The following is a 22,945-nucleotide window of genomic DNA, read 5'->3' as shown; positions in this document are numbered from 1 at the left end:
TTATGACTTTTACTGGTTGACTCACCCCAAAAGGCAAGACCACATACTAAGACTTCCAGCAATCAACCTAATTCACACGAGTCCGGCAAACTCTTTACTTTCATCTAAAATACTTAACATTATAACTCGAACTTTTACTAATTTACCATTCAAGGCATACACAAAGTGTACAAATCATTAGACGGAATATGCTATATTTGGGCTTAATAACATTTTAAGAATAAATATAACGGTTTGCTAGCTTGGTATTTCAACACACCAAAGCCCCAATATTGAAACTCTTGTCATCAAGTAAAACCAAAAAGTATACATCATTCGAAATTGCGTATAAGAACTCTACGCATCATTATACTGACCTTTGTCTTATTCTTTTAAATAACAAAAAATAAGGAAAGATGAGTACAAGTAAATTTGGAAAACAAGGGTGGACACCAGAGCGAATCGGGTCTTTAAAAGGTAAAACATACCTTATAACAGGTACAACAAGTGGTACAGGATTTGAAGCAGCAAAAATACTATTATCAAAGGGAGCAAAAGTGGTGATGCTCAATCGTAACACGAAAAAATCAGAAGGAAGCATCGCAGCTTTGAAACAAAAGCTGGGTAATGATATAGCTGTATCTAATATACATATGGACTTGGCAGAACAAGCTTCTGTGAAAAAAGCAGCAGAAGAGATTCTTAAAACAGTTTCTCAAATCGATGCACTTATCTGTAACGCTGCCATTGCTCAAGTGCCAAAACAAACGTTTACCGTTGATGGGTTTGAAAGTCAGCTTGGTGTAAACCACTATGGTAACTTTTTACTGCAAGCTCTACTATACCCTCGAATTGAAGAATCAAAAGGGCGTATTGTGATTGTAGGAAGTATGGGTTACAATTTAGGCCTTAAAACCATACAGTTTAAGAATATGAATTGGGATAACAACTACAATCCTAATGGTGTATACAGCCAAAGCAAATTGGCGCAGATTATGTGTGTTTACGAATTGCAAAACCGCCTGAAAAAGGCTGACAAAACTGACGTAAAAGTGTACGCATGTCATCCAGGGGCTTCCAGAACATCACTGATCAAAACCAGCGCTAGTTTAATGACACGCTTCATTTGGCAACTGATGAAATTGTCCCCTATAGTACAATCAGCTGAAAAAGGTTCGTATCCAGAATTAATGTGTGCTACAGAACCAAATCTTGATCAAGCAGGTTTTTATGGTCCTACAGGACGAAATTATTGGACTGGTCCTGTTGGCGAATGTAAATTAGAACCACATGCAAAAGATAAACCTGCAATGGAGAAGCTTTGGAATTTATCAGAAAAAGCAACAGGTTTGGAGTGGAATCTATAAATTTGAGAATCCTAAAAAAATAAAATCATGGATATATTAAAAGCAGCTACAGATTGGGCTAAAGCCGAACTTTTTTCAACTCCCTTCTTCATTCTGTTCGGAGTGGTTTTTATGGTCGCAAGTATAGGGTTTTGGCAATTGGGAAAAACCGACATAGCCAAAGCCTACATCATTCCTACCCTAGTGGCAGGTGCATTATTGTTGATTATTGGGCTTGGATTATTTTTTACCAATAAATCAAGAATTGAACAATTTGAAAAGGATTACCATAGGGATGCTTTGGCCTTTGTAGCATCGGAACTTGAACGGGCCCAAAGCACTTTAAAGGAATATCAAAACATTGTTTTCACAGCTATCCCTTTAATCATTGCAGCTTGTGCCCTTGTCATCTTATTTGTCAACGCACCCATCTGGCGCGCAAGTATGATTACATGCATTGCCATGTTGGTGGTTATTTTGTTGATTGACGGCACGGCACACGCCAGGATGGATGCATACCAGAAACAATTGTTATCCGTAGAAAACGAAATCAGAAAATAAGATGCAGCATTTTAAAACCTTATCGGCATACTTAGATTATTTGGAACTTCCGCGCCCAGAACACCCTATGTTTAGTGTTTTTACGACCATAGGCGATGGTTTTTTGCCGTGCCCGAAAGAGAGCTCACCACCCATTACCAACGATTGCTACACCATTAGCTTTAAGAAAATAGTCAAGGGCAATTTAACCTACGGACGAACCAAGTATGATTTTACCAATGGTGCTCTATTTTTCATCGCTCCAAAACAGGTACTGCAGTGGGATAGCAGCGTAGTTTTTGAGCAAAAGGGCTTTTCGATCAACTTTCATGAAGATTTTCTGAAAGGAACTGATTTGGCGCATCAGATTAAGAAATATGGATTCTTTTCATATTCGGCCAATGAAGCCCTGCACCTTTCGCCCAAAGAGGAAAAGCAGATTGAAGCCATTGTGGAAAGCATCGACATAGAGTATCAAAACAACCAGGATGAGTTTAGCAAAGACATCATTATTTCACAATTAAGCACGCTTTTTAAATATGCCAATCGCTTTTACGAAAGACAGTTCTTCAACCGAAAAGAGCTTTCCAATGATTTGTTGGAGCAGTTTAATAAGCAGTTAGCTGATTATTTTAATTCGGGGCAAGTACAGGAAAAAGGAATTCCCAGCATTGAGCAAATTGCGGAAAGTCTGTCGGTTTCGCAGCGCTACCTAAGCGATACGCTGAAAAAAGAAACGGGCAAAACATCTACTGAGCATTTGCAACTGTATTTGATTGATGAGGCCAAGAATATATTATTAAACCCCAACAAAACCATCGCTGAAGTTGCTTACGAATTAGGCTTTGAATACCCGCCCTATTTCTCAAGATTATTTAAAAAGAAAGAAGGCATTAGCCCAACAGAGTACAGAGAAAAATATAGAATGAACTAAAAAAAACTGAAGAGAATAGAGTAACAACCAATATACCTTAAATTTAGCGGAGAAGCTCTCACTCAAAACCTAAACTATTATCCAAAATAAACCTGCATATTTGGTAATATTTTGAATCATGAATAGGGAGTTTGACCACCGCCAGATCTTTGAATTGCTATTGAAATGAGAAATTATATAAATCGATAATAAATTTTTTAAAACATGAGTAAGTATATTATTATACTACTAGCGACTTAATTGGCAAGTTGTTCTTACAATCTAAAAGAAGATACAAAAAAACCAAATGTAATAGTAGTCTTTATCGACGACGAAGGATACGGAGATGTTGGAAGCTATAGAGCAACAGGTTTTGAAACACCAAACATAGACAATTTAGCAAGTAAAGGAATGCGTTTCACCAATTTCTATGCGGCTCAGCCAGTTTGCAGCGCTTCTCGTGCTGGACTTTTAACGGGCTGCTATCCCAATAGAATTGGCATTTCAAGAGCACTATTCCCTTACCAAAAAGTTGGACTTAATGCCAAAGAATATACCATTGCAGAAATGTTTCATGATCAAGGTTACGCAACAGGATGTGTTGGGAAATGGCACTTAGGCTGGCAAAAAGAGTTTCTCCCATTGCAACATGGCTTCGATGAGTTTTTAGGATTACCCTATTCAAACCACATGTGACCACATTCTGACTTTACTGGAGAAAGATTACCCGAAAACAAAGGAAAAGGAAAGTACCCTTAATTGAAGGATATGAAACCATATCACCAATCTTAAAGATCAGGATGAGCTTACCACTCTTTACACCGAAAAAACCGTTGATTTTATAATGTATCTATCGTGGCTTGCAAAAGCGGGCAATGATAAAACGGCAAATGATTTGGTACAACGATATAGAAAACGCCTCGAATTTCAATTGTTTGACTTGAATAATGATCCTGAAGAAATGAATAACCTCGCAAATAATCCAGAATTCAACACCAAAATAAACGAGCTGAAAAGTGCTATTCAGAAATGGATGAAAGAACAAGGGGATGATTATGTCTCCCTATAAAATTAGGCTTCGCTCCTACTTTAAATTAAAATCAAAACAATCATCGCCAAAAATAAAAACAATTTAGGAGTTAGGGTTTTTTGAATTATCAAAGCCGATTAAAAACTGACTCAACAATTAATCAGAATAGACTGAAATTAGATACAAAACTTGATTCTGCGAATATTAATAGATGAGATGAACAACAAGCCCTTACAAAACACATAGTACATTTAACAAATAGCACTATAATTGAGGATGTTATCAATTAATAAAAATACAAGTAAGTTAAAGGTTTGGAGTAATTAAATACCAAACGCACCCTATTCAATCCGTTAAGTCTAATCGCTAATTTTTGAAAGAATATACCGTAACGAACAATCAGCCTTCCTCCAACAGGAGGAAGCAACTGCAAAGAAAAATTGACAGCCTGAAACTGTCAACTTATTTCAAGTACATTTTAATTTTTAAAGTTCCTAACTATATTCCCGAACTTCAACTTCTCCTCGAAGAACCATATATCCATTTAAAGCAAGAGATTTCATTTCATCCTCGCCAGGATATACCAGCACTGGAGCAATAAATGATACCATTTCTTTCACATAACTTACTAAATCTGGATTATGAGCAATACCTCCAGTTAATAGAATACCATCCACATCACCTTTAAGAACTGTTGCCATTTCCCCAATAAATTTAGCAATTTGATAAGACATTGCATCCTGAATCAATTTGGCTTTGGCATCGCCGGCTTTGGCTTTTTGTTCTACTTCGTAGGCATCATTGGTTCCTAAATGAGCAACCAATCCACCTTCTCCTTTAATCATTTTCTTCACATCATCAAGAGTGCAAAGTCCGCTAAAACAAAGCTTAGCTAGTGCACCAGAGGGTAATGTTCCCGATCTTTCAGGAGAAAAAGGTCCTTCGCCGTCTAAAGCATTGTTTACGTCAATAACTCTACCTTTTCGGTGGGCACCAACAGAAATTCCTCCTCCTAAGTGAGCAACAATGATATTAATATCTTCGTATTTTTTATCAATTGAATGAGCAAATGCTCGACCAATAGCTTTTTGATTTAAGGCATGAAAAATAGATACTCTTTCAAACTCAGGATGTCCTGAAACTCTTGCAACATCAATCATTTCATCGACCACTACAGGATCTGCAATATAAGCTTTTGCCCGCGGCAGTGTTTGAGCAATATTATCTGCAATTAACCCTCCTAGGTTACTAGCATGCTGTCCTAATACTCCTATTTTTAAATCCTCTTTTAAGCGATCGTTTACAGAATAAACACCAGATTCAATCGGTTTTACCAAACCACCACGCCCTACGACAGCCTCAATAAAGTTAATTTCAATTTCAGCATCAACCAACTCTTTCATAATGATATTTTTACGAAACTCGAATTGATCCGATATATTTTCAAACTGAGCTAACTCCTCATTTGAATGTTTAATATTTTTTAAAAATACCGACTTATCCCCTTGGTATACTGCTATTTTAGTAGATGTTGAACCTGGATTTATTGCTAAAATTCTGCGGGTTTCCATGTGCTAGGTGTTGTTTGAGTGTAAGCTTGTGCTTCTTGGTTTCTAATTAATTTCAATCTATTTGCAAAAATATCAATCTAGATTAGAATTCTATAGCATTTTGCTGATTTTTACTTCAATTTATCCATTAAATATCATTTTTAATAATAATCTGATATTAAAACCCTACTTAATCGATAAACAAGTAAGCTTGGAATTGACTATTTTATCATCACTATGACCAAATAAATACTTAAGGTAGAAGTAAATGTAGTAGGACGCAAACTCATTCTACTAAAACAGCTTTGGCTGAATTGAAAATAATGAGATCCACCAATATGGAAAGGGACAGAAGTTTAAACAGTAAAAACTCGCAGAGTACTAGCTCCAATCTTCATAAATTGGTAATTTGTCGAGAGCAATTATTTCCGGACGAGCTTCGAAATGGTAAAACAAATCATGATCGGGCCATTGTTTAACTGATCGTATGAATCGACTCATAACCAAGCTTAAATCTTTGGTAAAATCAGATCCTCGCCAAGTAGAACTATTGGTAATAATAACATAACTTAGCCCGTTTGCCTGATGCTTTAAAAGGGCCGAAGTTCCCGCCAAACTTCCTGTTCTCCACCAGGTTCCATTGGCTCGAGTTCCCATCCAACCGATAGGACTTCGTCCCAACTTATTGGGGGTAGTCATGTATTTAATGCTCTTTCTTGAAAGAATATCTGGATGAGTATCATCACCATCAATAGACAGCATGAATTTAATAAGTTCAGCAGCCGAAGCCACCCAAGCACCAGCGCCGCCCAATGCCTCTAAATTATTACCTCCATTGCTTTTAAAAACAGTTTTCCCAGATCCATCAAATGCTGAGATCTTTACAGCATTGGATTGTTCGTAGTAATTCACCTCATTGGTAAAATGGTCCTTTTGTAAACTTCGCCCCAAATGCATATCGAAAATTCCAGAGGGATGTAAAACGTGAGATTGAACGTAATCCTCATAAGGTTCTTCGGCTAATTTCTCGATAACCTTCTCTAGAATCACGTAACCAAGATTAGAATAAGAACCACGAGTTCCTGGTGTAAAATTTAATCTTCTGGACAAAGCAAATTGTATACTTGTTTGAGCATCGATAGGAGCTTCTACATTCATTTTTTTAGCGATAGCTAATGGTACAAACATAGGATCACCATATTTACTGGTATATCCGGCAGAATGACGAAGTAAATGCTCAACTTTTATTCTTTTGCTCCGCGAATCTTTAATATGAGAATAAATTGTATCATTTAAAATTCCATGTTCTCCAAAAACAAAATCATCCAAATGCAATTTTCCCTCCTCTTGCAATTTCATAATTGCAGTTGCGGTAATTAGCTTAGATACACTTGCAATCCTAAAAAGATTGGATGGCTCCACTCCTTTTTCATCTTCAACATTAGCATAACCATAGCCTTTTGCATAAACCAATTTACCATCTTTTACAATCGCAACCGTTGCTCCGGCTACTTCCCATTTTTTTAAAAAACGATTTAAAATATAATCGGCCTTTTGGGTTTGTTCTGATTCAGAAAGTTTATTTGAAATGCGATGAGACACAGCTTTAATGCTGTTATCAAAAGGAACAGAGGGAGTTTCTAACTTTGAGAAACTAAAAGTCTGGTCGAGAACAACCAGAGCTATAATAATAATTACCGATACAAATCTGCGTATAATCATTCAATATTAATTAATTCAACCTGTTATAATCCAACTACACAACTCATTCTAATAACAAGCCAGTATTCGTTCTACTGATTCAGCTACAAAAATGTTTATATTTTTTCGTATTACCATTCTAAATTAGTAGTTATTTATAAATAATAAAAATAACAAGATTAGTCTCAAATATAACACTTTTAGTCATTAATAAACTATTGTTGATCCGAAACTATGAAATAAAAAATATTTTTTTTGATCCAGCAAAATGGAAACAGGAGAGCATATTTAAGAAAAATGAGCTAAAGATTACTAAAAAAGCAAGAATACAATTACAGCAAAAAGACAACTAAAGCTTGGTGCAATCAAAATCTATAACATAAAACTAGCTCACTTTAAAAACCTCAATCTTCTCATCGATTCCTTTTAACTTTATCTTTCCCAAATTCAATAGAGAATTACTAGTCTCATTTAAACGATCAACAATTGGCTTGCTCACTAAAAACTGAGAATTAAACTGCTTGTTAAGCTGTTCTATACGGGATGCCATAATTACATTCTTACCAGCAATCGAAAATTGTTTTCTGATCTCATTTCCAATATTACCAGTAATAAGCTCACCACAATGCAAACCGATACCTACTCGAGTTTTATCTCCGTTCAACTCCCTTCTGCAATGATTTATCACATCAACAATCTGAATTCCTGCTCGATAGGCATCCTCTGCATGATTAGGATTTTGAACCGCTACGCCAAATGAAGCCATAAAACCATCACCTAATATTTGATGGATAATTCCATTATTTTTATCAACAATTCGAATTAAAGGATCGAATATTGCATTCTGAAACGCTATTGTTTCTTCAGGACTTTGATGATCGGCCATGCTTGTAAAATCACGAATATCCAGAAACATAACAGAACCCATCACCTTTTGTCCTATCTTATCGTTTTTATGCACAATTAATTCTCTGGCAACATGAGTAGAGAGTTGCTGCCCCAAAAGAGATTCCATTTCATTCTGATCATCTTTGGCTTTTAACAAATTGTTCACTCGTTTTCGAATTTCATCAGCAACAATTCCTGCAATGATTCCTGCCGACAACAAACCAACACTTCTCATGGCATAAATTTCAATCATTTGATCTACATCACCTGCAAATTTGAGAAACTGTATTCCCCAATAAGAAACTCCAAAATAACCCAGACAAGCTAAAATTCCTGCTCCTAAGGATATCTTAAAATTAAGATGCATAGCCGACAACATTAAAAGCAAAAAGTAGAAAGTTAGTCCGTCATATTCCAATACCAATAAAGAGTTATCATACTTCACAATATTATACAATACAATTGTTGGCAATCCAAACTCCAATAATAAATTGATATTTAGCATTCGTTTTGAAATAGAATATCCCTTTTTAATAGACCAAGTAATTCGAATGAAAGCAAAAATTTCAAAAACAAAGAATAAAATCCACCAAAAAAATACAACCCAAACAAATTCCCGATTGTTTAATTTCTCACGTAATAAATCAGGTACCAAATAATGCAAAATTGGAATCACCAAAGTACTAAGCACAAAAATAAGCAAAATGATTCCTACCCGTTTTTTTTCAATTTTTAAAAATTCAGGGTGCAAAAGCTCGTTAAATATATGATATCGGGAAAACATGAAATTCTTGTTAGTATTTACGCCAAAATAAGCTCATTTTTAAAAAGCAAGAAAGTAAGATCGGTGAATGGTGCTTATTTATCGGTTAATCAGAGCATGTATCAATCGACTTTCGCATAGTATTTCCTGATTAAGCCACTTTTCGATACCGATTCACTGCCAGCCCAAGAACTACAAGTGAATAAAAGCAAAGAACTGAAATATCTTTTGCCACATCCCAAAAACCAGATCCCTTCAGCATAATCATTCTAATGATTCGAATAAAATAAGCAATTGGGTTCAATAGATTAAGTTTTTGTCCCCATTCGGGCATACTTTCAATTGGCGTAAACAAGCCGCTCATCAGTAAAAATATAACCATAAAAAACCAGGCAATAAACATAGCTTGCTGCTGCGTATCGGTTTGGGTCGAAATAAATAAGCCAAAGCCTAAAATCACTAACAAATACACAAAAGCAACCAAATAAATAAGCCAAACAGAACCTAAAAATGGAATTTGAAAACCATAAACAGCAATTAACAAACCAAGTCCTAATTCGAAAAACCCAATCACTAGAAAAGGAATTAATTTGGCCATTAAAAATTGCGATTTTTTTATGGGTGTAACATTTATTTGCTCAATAGTTCCAATCTCTTTTTCGCGAACCACATTCATTGCTGATAAAAACAAGGCCACCACAGTAACCAATAAAACAAGTATCCCTGGTAACATATAAGGAATATACTTCATTTCAGGATTGTATTGATGCGAATAAGTAGATTGCACTGACGATAAAGAGTTCGGTTTCGAAATGGATTTAAAATCTGGAACAACAGTCTGACTATAATCCTTAATTACCGAGGATATATAAGCATTATATAAGCCGGCCGAACTGGCATTAATGGCATTTACCAACACCTGAAGCGATGCCTGTGTTTTTTCGTCAATTGATTTCCCAAAATCTTCATCAAAAACTAGTATAGCATCTATACGATCTTTAAACAAATCTTTTTCTGCCTCTGCCTCCGAAAATCCTATTTCCTTAACCGTAAAAAATGGAGATCCGCTAAATTTGGAAACTAACTCACGAGAATGACTTGATAGATCCTTATCTATAACATACAGATTCGTATTTTTCATATCGTAAGTTGCCGCAAAAGACAATACGCAAAGTTGAATAATGGGCATAACAAATATAATCGGTAGCATACCTTTGTTCCGAAAAATTTGCAAAAATTCTTTCTGTAATAAATATTTTAACACTCGCATAATTTTGTCTTTTGATATTACTCCAATCGTGTTTTAAATTTTTTTAGGCTAAGGCCGATAAAACCGATGGTCATAAGAATTAAAATCAAGGTTTCTTTCCACACATATTGCATTCCCACACCTTTCAGCATGATATTTTTTAATATCACAATGAACCATTTAGGCGGAATAATATCACTTACCAACTGCAATGGTAGCGGCATGTTCCGTATTGGGAAAATGAATCCGGAAAGAATAATTGTGGGTAACATTAAAACAAACATAGAAATCATCATGGCTACCTGTTGATTTTTAGCAATAGTTGATATAAAAATGCCAATAGATAAAGCCAGAAAAATGAATAAAATACTTTCGGCCATCAGCAAAGCAAAACTCCCCAACACAGGCACTCCAAAAACGAAATATCCCATTCCCACAATTACCAGAGCATTTATAAACGATAAGGCTAGATAAGGCGCCACTTTCCCCAAAATAATCTGAAGTGGATTTAAAGGCGAAACCAATAATATCTCCATGGTTCCCAATTCTTTTTCTCTTGCTATGGATATGGAAGTCATCATGGCAGAAACAAGCATTAGTATTGTTGCCATAATTCCCGGAATAAACATAAAAACACTCTCCAGATTTGAATTAAAATACATGCGAGTTTTTGCTTGAACTGAAAAGGATTTACTTTTTCCAGCATTTATTTCAACATTGTAGTTTTGAAGTATTCCCTGCAAGTAATTCACCTCTAAATTGGCAATATTCGGGTCCGAAGCATCAGTTAATATTTGAATATTTGCCTTATTATTTTTGATCAAATTTTTTCCAAATTCGGGTTCAAAAACCAAAATGAGTTTCACATCTCCTTTTTGAAAAACAGCATCAGCTTCGTCTATTGACTTTAAATTTTGCTTCAATGTAAAGTAGCCCGATGATGTTATTTTTTGGATGATTTTTGCTGAATAATCATCTTTAGAATGATCTAAAACAGCCATTTTAACATCTCGAAGATCGGTATTGATTACATATCCGAAAAGTAAAATTTGTACAATAGGCATTCCAAACAGAATCAGCATGGAACGCTTATCCCGAAAAATATGATAGAACTCTTTTTTTAAAAATCCGATAAATCGATTCATCTGTTTTTCTTTATATTCTTATTCAATATTTGTTGCATGTCGAGCCAAGCTCAAAAATACCTGATCCATATCAGCAACATCAAATTGTTTTTTCAACATTTCAGGTGTGTCGAGCGCCTCTATTTTCCCATCCACCATAATGGAAACACGGTCGCAATATTCTGCCTCATCCATGTAGTGAGTGGTTACAAATACCGTTATTCCCGATCGTGCAGCATCGTAAATTAAATCCCAAAATTGTCTTCGTGTTAACGGATCAACACCTCCGGTTGGTTCATCGAGAAATACAATTTCCGGATTATGAATAATAGCCACCGAAAAAGCCAATTTCTGTTTCCAGCCCAATGGCAATGCACTAATTCTCTTGTTTCTGGCATGCTGTAAATCGAGCTTATTCAGTAATTCATCAGCTTTTGAATGAATTTCCACTTTCGACAAACCGTAAATTCCTCCATAAAATCGAATGTTCTCAAAAACAGTCAAATCCTCGTACAAAGAGAATTTCTGACTCATATAACCAATGCTTCTTTTTACTGATTCCCTTTGTGTGTATACATCAAATCCGGCAACATTTATTTCTCCCGAAGTTGGATAGGATAAGCCACAAAGTATTTTTATTGCCGTAGTTTTACCCGCTCCGTTGGCACCTAAAAAACCAAAAATTTCTCCTTTCGATACTTCAAATGTCAAATCATCGTTAGCCACAAAACTGCCAAATTTTTTATACATGTTTTTAACGCTGATCACCTTTTTATTGCTATTCATCTTCCTCCGATTTTGTACTTACAGCCATAAAACAATCCTCAATTCCTGGTCGAATTTTTTCCATTAGAATATTTTCTCTGCCTTTTTTTTCCAGATAACTTACTACACCTTCCACATCGGCTTCCTTTCGCAAATCGGTATAGTGCAAACTTTGTCCGAAAAGAAAAACCGAATTTGTATGTTCAAATTCTCGTAAATCAAGCAAAGTTTGATAGTTATCCTTACACTTTATGGAATACAACTCTTGTCCAAATTGGTCAACAATCTCAGCTGGGGAATTCACTTGCAAAATTTTACCATCCTGAATTAAGGCAACCCGCTCGCACATATTGGCTTCATCCATATAAGGAGTAGCAACCACAATGGTAATTCCTCTCTTCTTTAAGCCCTTTAGCATCTGCCAAAACTCACTTCTCGAAACCGAATCAACACCCGTTGTTGGCTCATCTAACAATAAAATTTTAGGCTGATGAATAAGCGCACAGCACAGAGCTAGCTTTTGTTTCATTCCACCAGATAATTTTCCTGCTAAACGATGCTTAAAAGGTTCTATTTGTACCCAAATGTCTCGAATCATATCCATATTATCTTCGATTTTGGTGTTGAAAACTGTGGCAAAAAATTCCAGGTTTTCAATCACACTCAAATCCTGATAAAGAGAAAATTTTCCAGGCATGTATCCCAACATTCCTCTAACTTTTTTATAGTCGGAAACATTATCTACCCCACACAATTTAGCCGAACCTTCATCGGGCAATAATAATGTTGCCAACAAACGAAAAAGAGTGGTTTTTCCTGCACCATCGGGACCAATCAATCCAAACAATTCTCCCGATTCTATATCAAGATTGACCTTCTGAAGCGCCTGTACATCGCCGTAGGATTTTGACAGATTGGTAATGCTAATTTTCGATTCCATATCCTATTTGAATCTAATTTCGCCAGGCATTCCAATTTTAAGGTGCCCATCGTTTTTCACTTTCACCTTAACGGCATAAACCAATTTAACTCGCTCTTTTTTCGTCTGAATAATTTTAGGAGTAAATTCCGATTGCGACGAAATCCAACTTATTTTTCCGGTAAGAGTTTGATTTTCGGTTTTATTTTTATCAATGAGAACTGTCACTTCCTGACCAATTTTAACTGATGGAAGTTGATCTCCACTGATATACACACGTAAATCCAAACTTCTTAAATCGGCCAATTTAAACAAAGGCGTTCCCGCATTAACCATTTCGTAAGCTTCATGATATTTCTCTAAAACCGTTGCAGCTTCAGGCACAAAAATTTTACTTTTCGCAATTAAATCGTTTACTGCGTCAAGTTTGCGTTTTATATTTTCTAACTCGCCTAACACTTTTGCATTTTCGGTTTTCACCGATTGAATTTGTTTCTGAACCACTAAAACATTTCCATTGATATCGTCTAGTTCTTTGCTGGTAGCTGCCCCATCGGCAAACATTTTATCAATTCTATTTTTGTCCTTTTGCAGGATGGAAAGTTGCTCTTGATAAACATCAATTCGCGAGAGAATATTCTGTACACCCGAAGCAATAGCACTTTTTTGTGCTTTCAATTGTTCTTTTTGCAGAAATAACTGAAGGGTATCAATGATTCCAACCTGTTTTTTAGCTGTAAAAACATCTCCTTCATCCAAATCTAAGGTCAATATTTTGCCACTATTCTCGGCAGAAATCATGTAGTCTGTCGCTTCAAAATTCCCGTAAGCATCCGATTCTTCTCCATTCTGATTGCAGGCTGAAAAGCCAAAAATCATGGCAAAACTAATTCCTATTATTGTGTTTAATTTCATTTCTAATCTATTTAAAAACTGTTAAATTCCTTTTATTCTTTCATAGTTGGCAAAAGACTGCTGCAATTGAATGGCATGATATTCCTTATTCAATTTTGCCTGAATTTCTTTATTCAGATCATCCAAATAATCACTTGAAGTAATTACGCCATTGTCCAATTGCGAAGCAGAACTTCGACTAATTTGTTCCTGTAAATCAATAATTGCTTCGTCTTTTTGCAGTAAAACTCTAAACTTATTAATCTGAGCAGATTCCTTCTCTAATTCAATCAATCTGTTCTGTGTAAAACTCAACTCTTTGGTATCCACCAAATTTTTTTGAATGGAGATTTGTGTTTGCTTTCGCTGATTTGATTTCCAATCGAAAATATTCCAAGATAGTTTAGCTCCAATCATATAGTAGCTATCAAAACCATCGTTATATAAATTATAACCCGGATTTCCATAACCCAACTCTCCAAAAGCAGAAATTACAGGGTAACGATCTTTTTTCAACAAATCATTTTGAGCATCCAATAAGGATTTCTGACTAGAATAAAATTGATACTCTGGTCTAATTCTCTCACCATTTGCCAATGTTTCCTTCTCGGAGTAATTTGTCATTTTTAGTTTTGCATCCTTACTTATTCTTCTTCCCATTAACTGGGATAAGGCAGAAAATGAAGATGCTTCATAAGAATCCAATTCCTGAATCTGCTGATCTATTAGAAGTAATTCAGCTTTTAGAACATTCAAATTTGCTGCTAAAACCAATCCGTTTTCTACTGCTGATTGAATTTGAAACAAACGTTTAGAAATTGTTTTTTTCTTATCTAAAATCACCAATTTATTTTTACGAACCAGTTGAATTCCAAAAAATGCCGCATCAACTCTTTCTCTTAGCTGATACATCTGAATCTCCAAATCCTTGATGGCAACTTCTGAATTCTTTTTTTCGACGTCTACCCTATTTTTAGTTTTTCCTCCATCGTAAATCAATTGCTCTACGTCCAAATTAAGAGAATATTGATCTTTAGGAATTGTTGGAATATCCATTCCCGAAAGACTAATTCCACTTACATCCGACTGATAACTGAATTTTCCATTTGCATATAATTGAGGCAAATAGGATACTTTCAAATTCTCTACACTCAAATTTGAAGACTCTTGCAACATTTTTTTCCCTTTTATTAAAGGAAAGTTTGCCTGAACTTCGTTCTGACATTGTTCGATGCTAAGCTCCTCTTGCTGCGACCATGCTGTTGTAAAAACAAACAGGAAAACCAACAAAAGGGAAAACTTGCATTTTCTAACTCCTAAATTCATATTCTTACAAAAATTAAATTTTAATTGATTGAATTACAAAATCGGCAACACGATCGGCTCTTGAGTTAAGTAACTCATCCATATCAACATCTTTAAATAGTAACTCCTCAGCAATAGGCCGAGCTACAAAAGGAAAAACAGATAAACTCACGATGTTTAAGATCAATTCCTGAGGATCAATAGCTCGTATTTTTCCAGACTGAACTGCCTCATTAATCTGCTTCACAGTTTTATTCTTTGCCTCCAACACATCTTCCTTACTCATTATATTCAGGATTCGTGAAGGATCTGACGTTACCTCATTCAGTATGAAATTTGGCAAAAAAGGATATTCAAGTAACACTTTCTGGTAAACATGACAGATGTTTCGAATCTTTTGAAACAATTCTAAATCATCCGAAAAAAATGAAGCAAGAGGCCTCATGATCTTCACAAAAGCTTCCTCAAATACCTGTTCGAATAGCTTTTCTTTACTTTTATAATAGTAGTGCAATAAGGCCTTGTTTATTCCAGCACTATCTGCAATTTCCTGCATTCTAGCTCCAGCAAATCCTTTACGAGCAAAAACAGTACGTGCTGCAACTAAAATATTCTCTTGAGTTTCCTGTGATTTATTTTCCATTTTCATTCTTTTTAACCATTCGGTTAATCCTACTTTTAAAAAATAACCATTCGGTTTAACCGTTTGGTTAATACAAAAGTATTTCATTTTATTGAAATGCAAAATAAATATCCTAAAATTTTAACCAAGTGGTTAAAATTAGCATAAAAAAAGGATACCAATTGGCATCCTTTTCAAATATACTTTACGATTTGTTAGTCTAGCTTGTGAATTAACAAACCAGAACGAAGCTTAGGCTCGAACCAAGTTGTTTTTGGAGGCATAATATTTCCAGTATCTGCAATATCAATTAATTGCTGCATAGATACCGCATACAATGCAAAAGCAACTTTCATAGCTCCACTATCTACACGTTTTTTTAATTCATCCAATCCTCGAATCCCCCCCACAAACTCAACACGAGTTGTTGTGCGAAGATCTTCCACACTTAACAAATCATTCAATACATGATTCGATAAAATAGTTACATCCAATACACCAATGGGATCTTTATCATCGTAAGTTCCTTCTTTTGCATTCAGTTTGTACCATTTACCGTCCAAATACATTGAAAATTCGTGCAATTTAACTGGTTTATAGATTTCCTCTCCCATGCACTCAACAGAAAAACACTCTTTCAACTTATCTAAAAACTCAGCTTCAGTCAATCCATTCAAATCTTTTACTACACGATTGTAATCGATAATTGCTAATTGATCGTCAGGAAAATGAACAGCCATAAAATAGTTGTACTCCTCATCACCTGTATGATTTGGATTTTTAGCAGCAAATTCATCACCAATTCGAGCTGCTGCAGCTGTACGATGATGGCCATCGGCCACATAGGTTACTGGCACTTTGTTTGCAAATAAATTTTCCAACTCCTTATTGGTTTCAGTATTGTTTACAGGCCAAAAGTGGTGACCAAAACCATCCTCAGCTATAAAATCGTATTCTGCCTCCTCACTTTGTACAATTTTAGCAACAATAGCATCAATTTCAGGAACAGCTTTGTATGAAAAAAATACAGGTTCTAAATTAGCTTTCACATAACGGGTCAAAATCATTCGATCTTCCTCTTTGTCTGGACGAGTTAGTTCATGCTTTTTAATAACGCCATTTTTATAATCCTGACAAGCTGCATTGGCAACAATTCCATATTGAGTTCTGCCATCCATGGTTTGAGCATAGATATAAAATTTAGCCTCTTCGTCTTGAACCAACCATCCCTTTTCCTGAAACATTTTAAAATTAGCCACCGATTTTTCATATACTTCTTTCGAATGGACATCCGTGCCAGGAACGCAATCGATTTCGGCACGAGTTATGTGAAGTAAAGAGCAATCCTTACCCTCTGCCATTTCGGCTGCTTCCTCTGAATTCATCACATCATAAGGCAAGCATGCTAATTTTTTTGAAATTTCTTTAGGCGGACGCAAGCCCTTAAAAGGTTTTAAAATAGCCATCGTGATTGTGTTTAAGTTGTGTTTGTTATTTATGTTAAAAATAAGGAAATGTGATCCTGAGTAAAATTCACAATCACATTCCTCATTTATCCTTTTTGTTTATTTATTCACTCTAAATGTCTCGTCTCCTTTTTCGATGTAGTTTACGATTTGAGTAGCTCCAGCAATACCAGCATTAATATTAGCCTCTGCAGTTTGGGCACCCATTTTCTTTGGTGTAAAGAAGAATCTACCTTCAAATTTAGCAGCAATTTCATCCTTACAATCAGGAGCAATATCAGAAATATACACAAAGTCTTTACGTGCTTCCATCAACTTAACCAAACCTTCTTCATCAATCACCTCTTTACGGGCGGTATTCACAAGAACAGCTCCTTTAGGCATTTTATTCAACAGATCGAAATTGATCGACTTTTTGGTTTTATCGTTAGCAGGAATGTGCAGAGAAACATAGTTACAAGTGCTGTACAACTCTTCTACTGAACCTAAAACTTTTACGCCATCGGCTTCAATCGCTTCTTTCGCAACAAATGGATCGAAAGCATAAACATCCATTCCAAAACCTTTTGCAATTGCTCCTACGTAACGTCCTACGTTTCCATAGGCATGAATACCAATTTTCTTACCTCGTATTTCTACTCCGGCAGTACCATTGTAAGTATTTCGTGCTAAGAAAATCATCATTCCAAACACCAATTCAGCAACAGCATTTGAATTCTGTCCTGGAGTGTTCATGGCAACAATTCCTTTTTCGGTACAAGCTTCAAGGTCAATATTATCGTATCCAGCACCAGCGCGAACAATTACTTTCAATTTTTTCGCAGCTTCAATCACTTCACGTGTTGCTTTATCGCTACGAATAATCATAGCCTCAACATCAGCTACTGCGGCTATTAAATCTGCTTTATCAGTATAAGATTCCAACAAAACCAATTCGTAACCTGCACCTTCAACAACAGTTCTGATACTATCCACAGCAGCAGATGCAAAAGGTTTATCGGTTGCAATTAATACTTTTGTCATTTTATTTGATATTTGAATTATGAAAAAGATAAATAGTCATTCCCAGCCAAATCAAAATAATCCGAAAGACTAGTTTAGGAGTTCCTCGTACCGTGAATGAAAAAAACAGGAACTAGATTTTCCAATTCCTGTTTATTTATAGTGTTATTTAACGTGAACGTTTTTGAATTCTTTCATGCAGTCGACTAATGCCTGTACACTTTCTTTTGGCAAAGCATTGTAAATAGATGCTCGGAAACCACCAACAGAACGGTGACCTTTAATTCCAGACATTCCCTTAGACGTAGCAAATTCTAAGAAATCTTTTTCTAATTCCTTATATTGCTCTGTCATCACAAAACATACATTCATTATTGAACGATCCTCTTGATTAATTACCGTTCCCTGGAACATTGGATTGCTGTCAATTTCGTTGTAAAGAATGGCAGCCTTTTCATCGTTCCTTTTTTTCATGGCAACGACTCCACCCTGAGCTTTAATCCATTTTAATGTTTGCAAAGCTGCAAAAACAGGAACAACTGGAGGAGTATTAAACATTGATCCTCCCTTAATATGTGTTCTGTAATCGAGCATTGTTGGGATTTGGCGATCTACTTTACCCAAAATTTCGTCTTTTACAATCACGAAAGTAACACCTGCTGGAGCAAGGTTCTTTTGTGCACCACCATAAATTAATGCATACTTAGAAACATCAACTGGACGAGAGAAAATATCAGACGACATATCAGCCACCAAAGGAATATTCACGTCTAAATCTTCTTTGATTTCGGTACCATAAATGGTATTGTTTGTTGTAATGTGAAGATAATCCGCATCTGCAGGAATTTTGTATCCTTTAGGAATGTAGTTGTAAACGGTCTCTTTAGATGAAGCTACTTCTACCACTTCTCCAAAAAGATTAGCCTCTTTCTGAGCCTTATTAGCCCAAGCTCCAGTATTTAAATAAGCTGCTTTCTTAGCCATTAGGTTGTAAGGAACCATGCAAAACTGAGTGGATGCACCACCACCAAGAAATAAAACTGAATATCCCTCAGGAATACTTAATAATTCCTTAAACAAAGCAATTGCCTCGTCCATTACAGCAACAAATTCCTTGCTACGGTGAGATACTTCCATTACAGAGAGACCTGTTCCAGCAAAATTTTTAATCGCTTCAGCTGTTTTCTCAACTGTAAAATCGGGAAGAATTGATGGTCCTGCAGAAAAGTTGTGTACTTTCATTTTTCAAACGTTTTAAATTTTTGTATTATTCCATATCCTGAGGCAAATTTGCAAATAAAAATTTATTCTAAGATGATTTTACCTGTTAAAATGTGTATTTTAAAACAAATAATTCAACATCTTATCCCCCTTCGTATAGATTAATATTTACGTTCTGAAAAACAGAAAATTAACCCTCAGAAATTATTAGGTATAAATTCTATTACAAATTGGTGTTTATTCATTTTCGGTCAAACATATGAACCCTTATGAATAATTTTTGTGAATAGAATTTTAGTCATAAAAATTTAAATTTTTCAATTTAAATTCCCAACCATTTAAACCTCGCCAAAGATAAGAATTTATGTTGCAAATTACTCCTCAATCTCAGGATTAAAGACAAAAAAAGCAGATACATCTATATGCATCTGCCAATTTCCTATCTGAATATAAAACGCAATTATCCTTTGTAGAAAGGAATTTTTGTGATTTTAGCTTTAATAGCCTTATTTCTAACACGAATATAAATCTCTGTATCCAACTTATAAAAACCTTCTTTCACATAGCCTAGTCCTATTGCTTTACCTACCATTGGCGCCATGGTTCCAGAAGTAACTTCACCAATCTCATTTCCTTCGGCATCTTCAATTTTATAACCATGACGAGGGATTCCTCTTTCAATCAATTCAAAGCCTTTTAATCTACGCTTTGGTTTCTCTTGTTTTTGCTTTTCGAAAAACTCACGATCAATAAAATCATTTCCATCTACAAATTTGGTAATCCAGCCTAAACCTGCTTCAATAGGAGAATGCTCATCATCAATATCATTTCCGTACAAACAGAAACCTACTTCCAAACGCAAAGTATCGCGAGCGGCCAATCCGATGGGTTGAATTCCGAACTCTTTTCCTGCCTCCAAAACGGCTTTCCAAAGTTTAGCTCCATCTTCATTTGACACATAAATTTCACATCCTCCGGAACCAGTGTAACCTGTAGTTGAGAAAATTGCATTTTCGATTCCTGCAATATTCACTTTTTGAAAAGTGTAATATTCCATGTTTTCAATAGGGCGATCAACTATTTTTTGCATTGCCTTTAATGCGAGTGGTCCTTGCACTGCCAACTGACAAATTTCATCAGAAGCATTGTAAAGTTCAGTGCCCACTTTCAAACCCATTTCCTCGGCATTTTTTACACACCAATTCCAATCTTTTTCAATATTTGCAGCATTCACAACTAACAAATAAGTCTCACTATCCACTCGATACACCAATAAATCATCAACAATACCACCTTTTCCATTCGGAAAACAACTATATTGAACTTTCCCATCAGAAAGTGCTGCTACGTCATTTGTTGTAAGTTGTTGTACCAGACCAAAAGCTTTTGGACCTTTTACCCAAAATTCCCCCATATGAGAAACATCAAAAACGCCTAACTTCTCTCGAACACAAAGGTGCTCGTCTTTAATACCTGTATATTCAATCGGCATATTGTAGCCAGCAAATGGTGCCATTTTAGCACTCAATTCTTCATGAAAGCTAGTGAAAACAGTTCTTTTCATTTGTTTACGTATTTTAAGGCAGAATCTTGAGAAAATTCTATAAACATTAATATTTCCTCTAATGATTTACCTGAGAAAAAAGTTATTAAATTATGTTTGTGTTTGCTTTGCAAATGTAGAAATTTTTCTCAGATACCGTTTGCACCAGAGAATTAGTTTAGCGCAAAAGGTCTTCTTGCTATGCCCAATCGGATGCCTCCTTTAAATAGGACCACAAAGGCGTCCTTCACTCCGCAATTGTCTCTATACTTGGCTGCTTCTTTAAATGTTAAAAACCGACCAATAGTATATTTATGCCAATTTTCTACAAACAGATGTTCGACAACACCTTGTCCTTTGTATCGTTTGTAAATATCCATTGAATCCATTTTTTTTCTACTGGCAGCAATTTGCACTCGATAAACAAAATCTTCCTCAACCAATTTTTGTTTTATAGGGCTTGCACTAAGTTTGATAGTATCATTTTTGGCACTTACAATTTCAATGCTCCTGGAAACTTCAATTTCCGATTCCTGAATTTCTTCAACGCTTGGTTCTTGTGCGAGAGTAGACTCTTTTTTTATGGTTTCAATCTCTTTTTCCCTATAAATATCAAAACCTCCTTTTCCTCCACTTCGGTCGGATGCAAAATAAAATACACCTCCCTCATCTTCCCTATAAGTGATATCGTTATCGACACTATTAAGTGGGAAACCCATATTTCGAGGATTACCCCATGCTCCGTCTACCTCACGCTCGCAATAGAAAATATCATATCCTCCCATACTGTTGTGTCCCTTTGAACTAAAAAATAATTTATTACCATCTGGACTAATAAATACATCTCCCTCGTCATATTCTGTGTTAATATCACCACCTATATTCATGGGCTCTGACCATTTTGATTTGGAAATTCTCGTGCTATAGTAGATATCACACTCACCAAATCCTTCTTTTCGATCGCTCACAAAATAGATTTCATCTCCCGATTTAGGAATACTTGCTGAACTCTCCCGCGAATAGTTACTGTTAATAAATTTAAGTTCTTTGTCGATCGTCCATTTGCCTTTGACTATTTTAGCCCAAAACAAATCACCAAATCCAGACTTACTATTGTAAAATACAAACTGATTATCAGCAGCTTGAGTTAGTAATGTATAATTGACATTTCCACCAAGATTATTCTCTTCTTTCTTCACATGACTCCACAATTGCTCTTCTTTAGAAGATTTAAACAGATTTTCAAAATATTTTTGATCCTCAGGCGATCGATTCTCCCCATTCATTCCGCGTCGGGAACTAAAGAACAGATTTTTATCAATAATTTGTGGATTAAATTCATCAAATTCTGAATTAACACTTCCTTCGAGCATAACAACTTTCGGCCCACTCATGTTCTCGAGTAAAAATCGAGCATTTAGACATTCCTGAATGTGCTTATCGCAAATGGACAAAAGCTCGTTTTGTTCTTTATGATAACTAGATTTGATTAGTTCTTTATTCATTTTAAAGTGAACAATAGCCTTGGCAAAATTATACTGGTATTTGTAAGCCAAAGCAATCAAAAAATGAATATCCTCACTCAAATTAGGACGAAGAGATTGAGCAGAAAGAAGGTAAGGCAATGCTTCAGCTCGCGGACCTGCTATCAAATAGCACAAGCCAATATTATAATTCAACTCAGCATTGGCATCGTTTACTTCAAATGCACCTAAAAAAAGAGATAAACTCTGTACTACATATCCTAATCCTTTTTCATAAAGAGCACTTGCTTCTTTCACTTTCTCGAATGCTTGTTTTTGTGAAGGTTCACCTACCACAAACTCCGTTTTTTTTACAGCTAATAAATCCTGTCCCAAGGTATTACCAGAAATTAATAACACGAATAAAAAAACAGTAAGAGTAAACTTCCCAATCATATTATAATAAGTTAGTTAATGTATAGTAAAATTCCATTTTAACCATTTAACCAAATATTACGAAAGAAAAAATATTTTGTTGAGTTTAATCGCATTTATTAATTGTTCGCAGATTCAAACTTAAAATAATTATAATAAACAAATCTCTGTTAAACGCAAGGATTTAAAGCACTAAGGGAATAGCATAAGCAATAGGTAATTTGAAA

Annotated in this window: 20 protein-coding genes; 5 read left to right on the top strand and 15 right to left on the bottom strand. The window is 35.4% G+C overall.

What is annotated here, in order from left to right:
- The first annotated feature begins 395 nt into the window (after positions 1-395).
- From ABYT26_RS11980 to ABYT26_RS11960, 5 genes are all read left to right on the top strand, one after another.
- Positions 396-1,346: an SDR family oxidoreductase gene (locus ABYT26_RS11980; protein WP_372754180.1), complete on the top strand. Its 951-nt coding sequence runs from the start codon at positions 396-398 to the stop codon at positions 1,344-1,346.
- Between the two features lie 27 nt (positions 1,347-1,373).
- Positions 1,374-1,886, top strand: a complete 513-nt coding sequence (locus ABYT26_RS11975; RefSeq protein ID WP_372754178.1) for a hypothetical protein — start codon at positions 1,374-1,376, stop codon at positions 1,884-1,886.
- A 1-nt stretch (position 1,887) separates the two neighbouring features.
- Positions 1,888-2,799, top strand: a complete 912-nt coding sequence (locus ABYT26_RS11970) for a helix-turn-helix domain-containing protein (RefSeq protein ID WP_372754176.1) — start codon at positions 1,888-1,890, stop codon at positions 2,797-2,799.
- A 240-nt stretch (positions 2,800-3,039) separates the two neighbouring features.
- The gene (locus ABYT26_RS11965) at positions 3,040-3,474 is read left to right on the top strand and encodes a sulfatase-like hydrolase/transferase (RefSeq protein ID WP_372754174.1); all 435 of its coding nucleotides are present in this window, start codon (positions 3,040-3,042) and stop codon (positions 3,472-3,474) included.
- Between the two features lie 148 nt (positions 3,475-3,622).
- Positions 3,623-3,847 carry a sulfatase/phosphatase domain-containing protein gene (locus ABYT26_RS11960; protein WP_372754172.1) on the top strand — a complete coding sequence of 75 codons (225 nt, stop codon included), beginning with the start codon at positions 3,623-3,625 and terminating at the stop codon, positions 3,845-3,847.
- A 455-nt stretch (positions 3,848-4,302) separates the two neighbouring features.
- Here the strand turns inward: ABYT26_RS11960 and buk are convergent, their stop codons facing one another.
- From buk to ABYT26_RS11885, 15 genes are all read right to left on the bottom strand, one after another.
- On the bottom strand, positions 4,303-5,379 hold the full coding sequence (gene buk / locus ABYT26_RS11955) for a butyrate kinase (protein WP_372754170.1): 1,077 nt from the start codon (positions 5,377-5,379) through the stop codon (positions 4,303-4,305).
- A gap of 360 nt (positions 5,380-5,739) precedes the next feature.
- Entirely contained in the window at positions 5,740-7,080 is a 1,341-nt protein-coding gene (locus ABYT26_RS11950; RefSeq protein WP_372754168.1) for a serine hydrolase domain-containing protein, read from the bottom strand.
- 364 nt (positions 7,081-7,444) lie between these two features.
- Positions 7,445-8,731 carry an adenylate/guanylate cyclase domain-containing protein gene (locus tag ABYT26_RS11945; protein ID WP_372754166.1) on the bottom strand — a complete coding sequence of 429 codons (1,287 nt, stop codon included), beginning with the start codon at positions 8,729-8,731 and terminating at the stop codon, positions 7,445-7,447.
- A gap of 130 nt (positions 8,732-8,861) precedes the next feature.
- Entirely contained in the window at positions 8,862-9,980 is a 1,119-nt protein-coding gene (locus ABYT26_RS11940) for an ABC transporter permease (RefSeq protein WP_372754164.1), read from the bottom strand.
- 17 nt (positions 9,981-9,997) lie between these two features.
- Complete coding sequence (locus ABYT26_RS11935; RefSeq protein WP_372754162.1) at positions 9,998-11,104, bottom strand: ABC transporter permease; 1,107 nt, start codon at positions 11,102-11,104, stop codon at positions 9,998-10,000.
- Positions 11,105-11,122: 18 nt separating this feature from the next.
- The gene (locus tag ABYT26_RS11930) at positions 11,123-11,869 is read right to left on the bottom strand and encodes an ABC transporter ATP-binding protein (RefSeq protein ID WP_372754160.1); all 747 of its coding nucleotides are present in this window, start codon (positions 11,867-11,869) and stop codon (positions 11,123-11,125) included.
- The gene (locus tag ABYT26_RS11925; RefSeq protein WP_372754158.1) at positions 11,862-12,788 is read right to left on the bottom strand and encodes an ABC transporter ATP-binding protein; all 927 of its coding nucleotides are present in this window, start codon (positions 12,786-12,788) and stop codon (positions 11,862-11,864) included. Before ABYT26_RS11925 ends, ABYT26_RS11930 begins: the two co-directional genes overlap by 8 nt.
- Before the next feature lie 3 nt (positions 12,789-12,791).
- On the bottom strand, positions 12,792-13,682 hold the full coding sequence (locus ABYT26_RS11920) for an HlyD family secretion protein (RefSeq protein ID WP_372754156.1): 891 nt from the start codon (positions 13,680-13,682) through the stop codon (positions 12,792-12,794).
- 21 nt (positions 13,683-13,703) lie between these two features.
- Positions 13,704-14,987 carry a TolC family protein gene (locus ABYT26_RS11915; RefSeq protein ID WP_372754154.1) on the bottom strand — a complete coding sequence of 428 codons (1,284 nt, stop codon included), beginning with the start codon at positions 14,985-14,987 and terminating at the stop codon, positions 13,704-13,706.
- Between the two features lie 13 nt (positions 14,988-15,000).
- Positions 15,001-15,609 carry a TetR family transcriptional regulator gene (locus ABYT26_RS11910; protein ID WP_372754152.1) on the bottom strand — a complete coding sequence of 203 codons (609 nt, stop codon included), beginning with the start codon at positions 15,607-15,609 and terminating at the stop codon, positions 15,001-15,003.
- A gap of 194 nt (positions 15,610-15,803) precedes the next feature.
- Positions 15,804-17,054 carry a DUF1015 domain-containing protein gene (locus ABYT26_RS11905; RefSeq protein ID WP_372754150.1) on the bottom strand — a complete coding sequence of 417 codons (1,251 nt, stop codon included), beginning with the start codon at positions 17,052-17,054 and terminating at the stop codon, positions 15,804-15,806.
- 99 nt (positions 17,055-17,153) lie between these two features.
- Positions 17,154-18,077 carry a 3-phosphoglycerate dehydrogenase gene (locus ABYT26_RS11900; RefSeq protein ID WP_372754148.1) on the bottom strand — a complete coding sequence of 308 codons (924 nt, stop codon included), beginning with the start codon at positions 18,075-18,077 and terminating at the stop codon, positions 17,154-17,156.
- Between the two features lie 144 nt (positions 18,078-18,221).
- Positions 18,222-19,298: a 3-phosphoserine/phosphohydroxythreonine transaminase gene (gene serC, locus ABYT26_RS11895; RefSeq protein WP_372754146.1), complete on the bottom strand. Its 1,077-nt coding sequence runs from the start codon at positions 19,296-19,298 to the stop codon at positions 18,222-18,224.
- Between the two features lie 439 nt (positions 19,299-19,737).
- Entirely contained in the window at positions 19,738-20,841 is a 1,104-nt protein-coding gene (gene gcvT, locus ABYT26_RS11890) for a glycine cleavage system aminomethyltransferase GcvT (protein WP_372754144.1), read from the bottom strand.
- Between the two features lie 152 nt (positions 20,842-20,993).
- On the bottom strand, positions 20,994-22,739 hold the full coding sequence (locus ABYT26_RS11885; RefSeq protein WP_372754142.1) for a hypothetical protein: 1,746 nt from the start codon (positions 22,737-22,739) through the stop codon (positions 20,994-20,996).
- Positions 22,740-22,945: the final 206 nt, after the last annotated feature.

It is taken from the genome of Labilibaculum sp. (assembly GCF_041595635.1).
Taxonomy (GTDB): domain Bacteria; phylum Bacteroidota; class Bacteroidia; order Bacteroidales; family Marinifilaceae; genus Labilibaculum.
The sequence above is the reverse complement of the archived record's forward strand: the minus strand, read 5'-3'. Positions and strand labels throughout refer to the sequence as shown.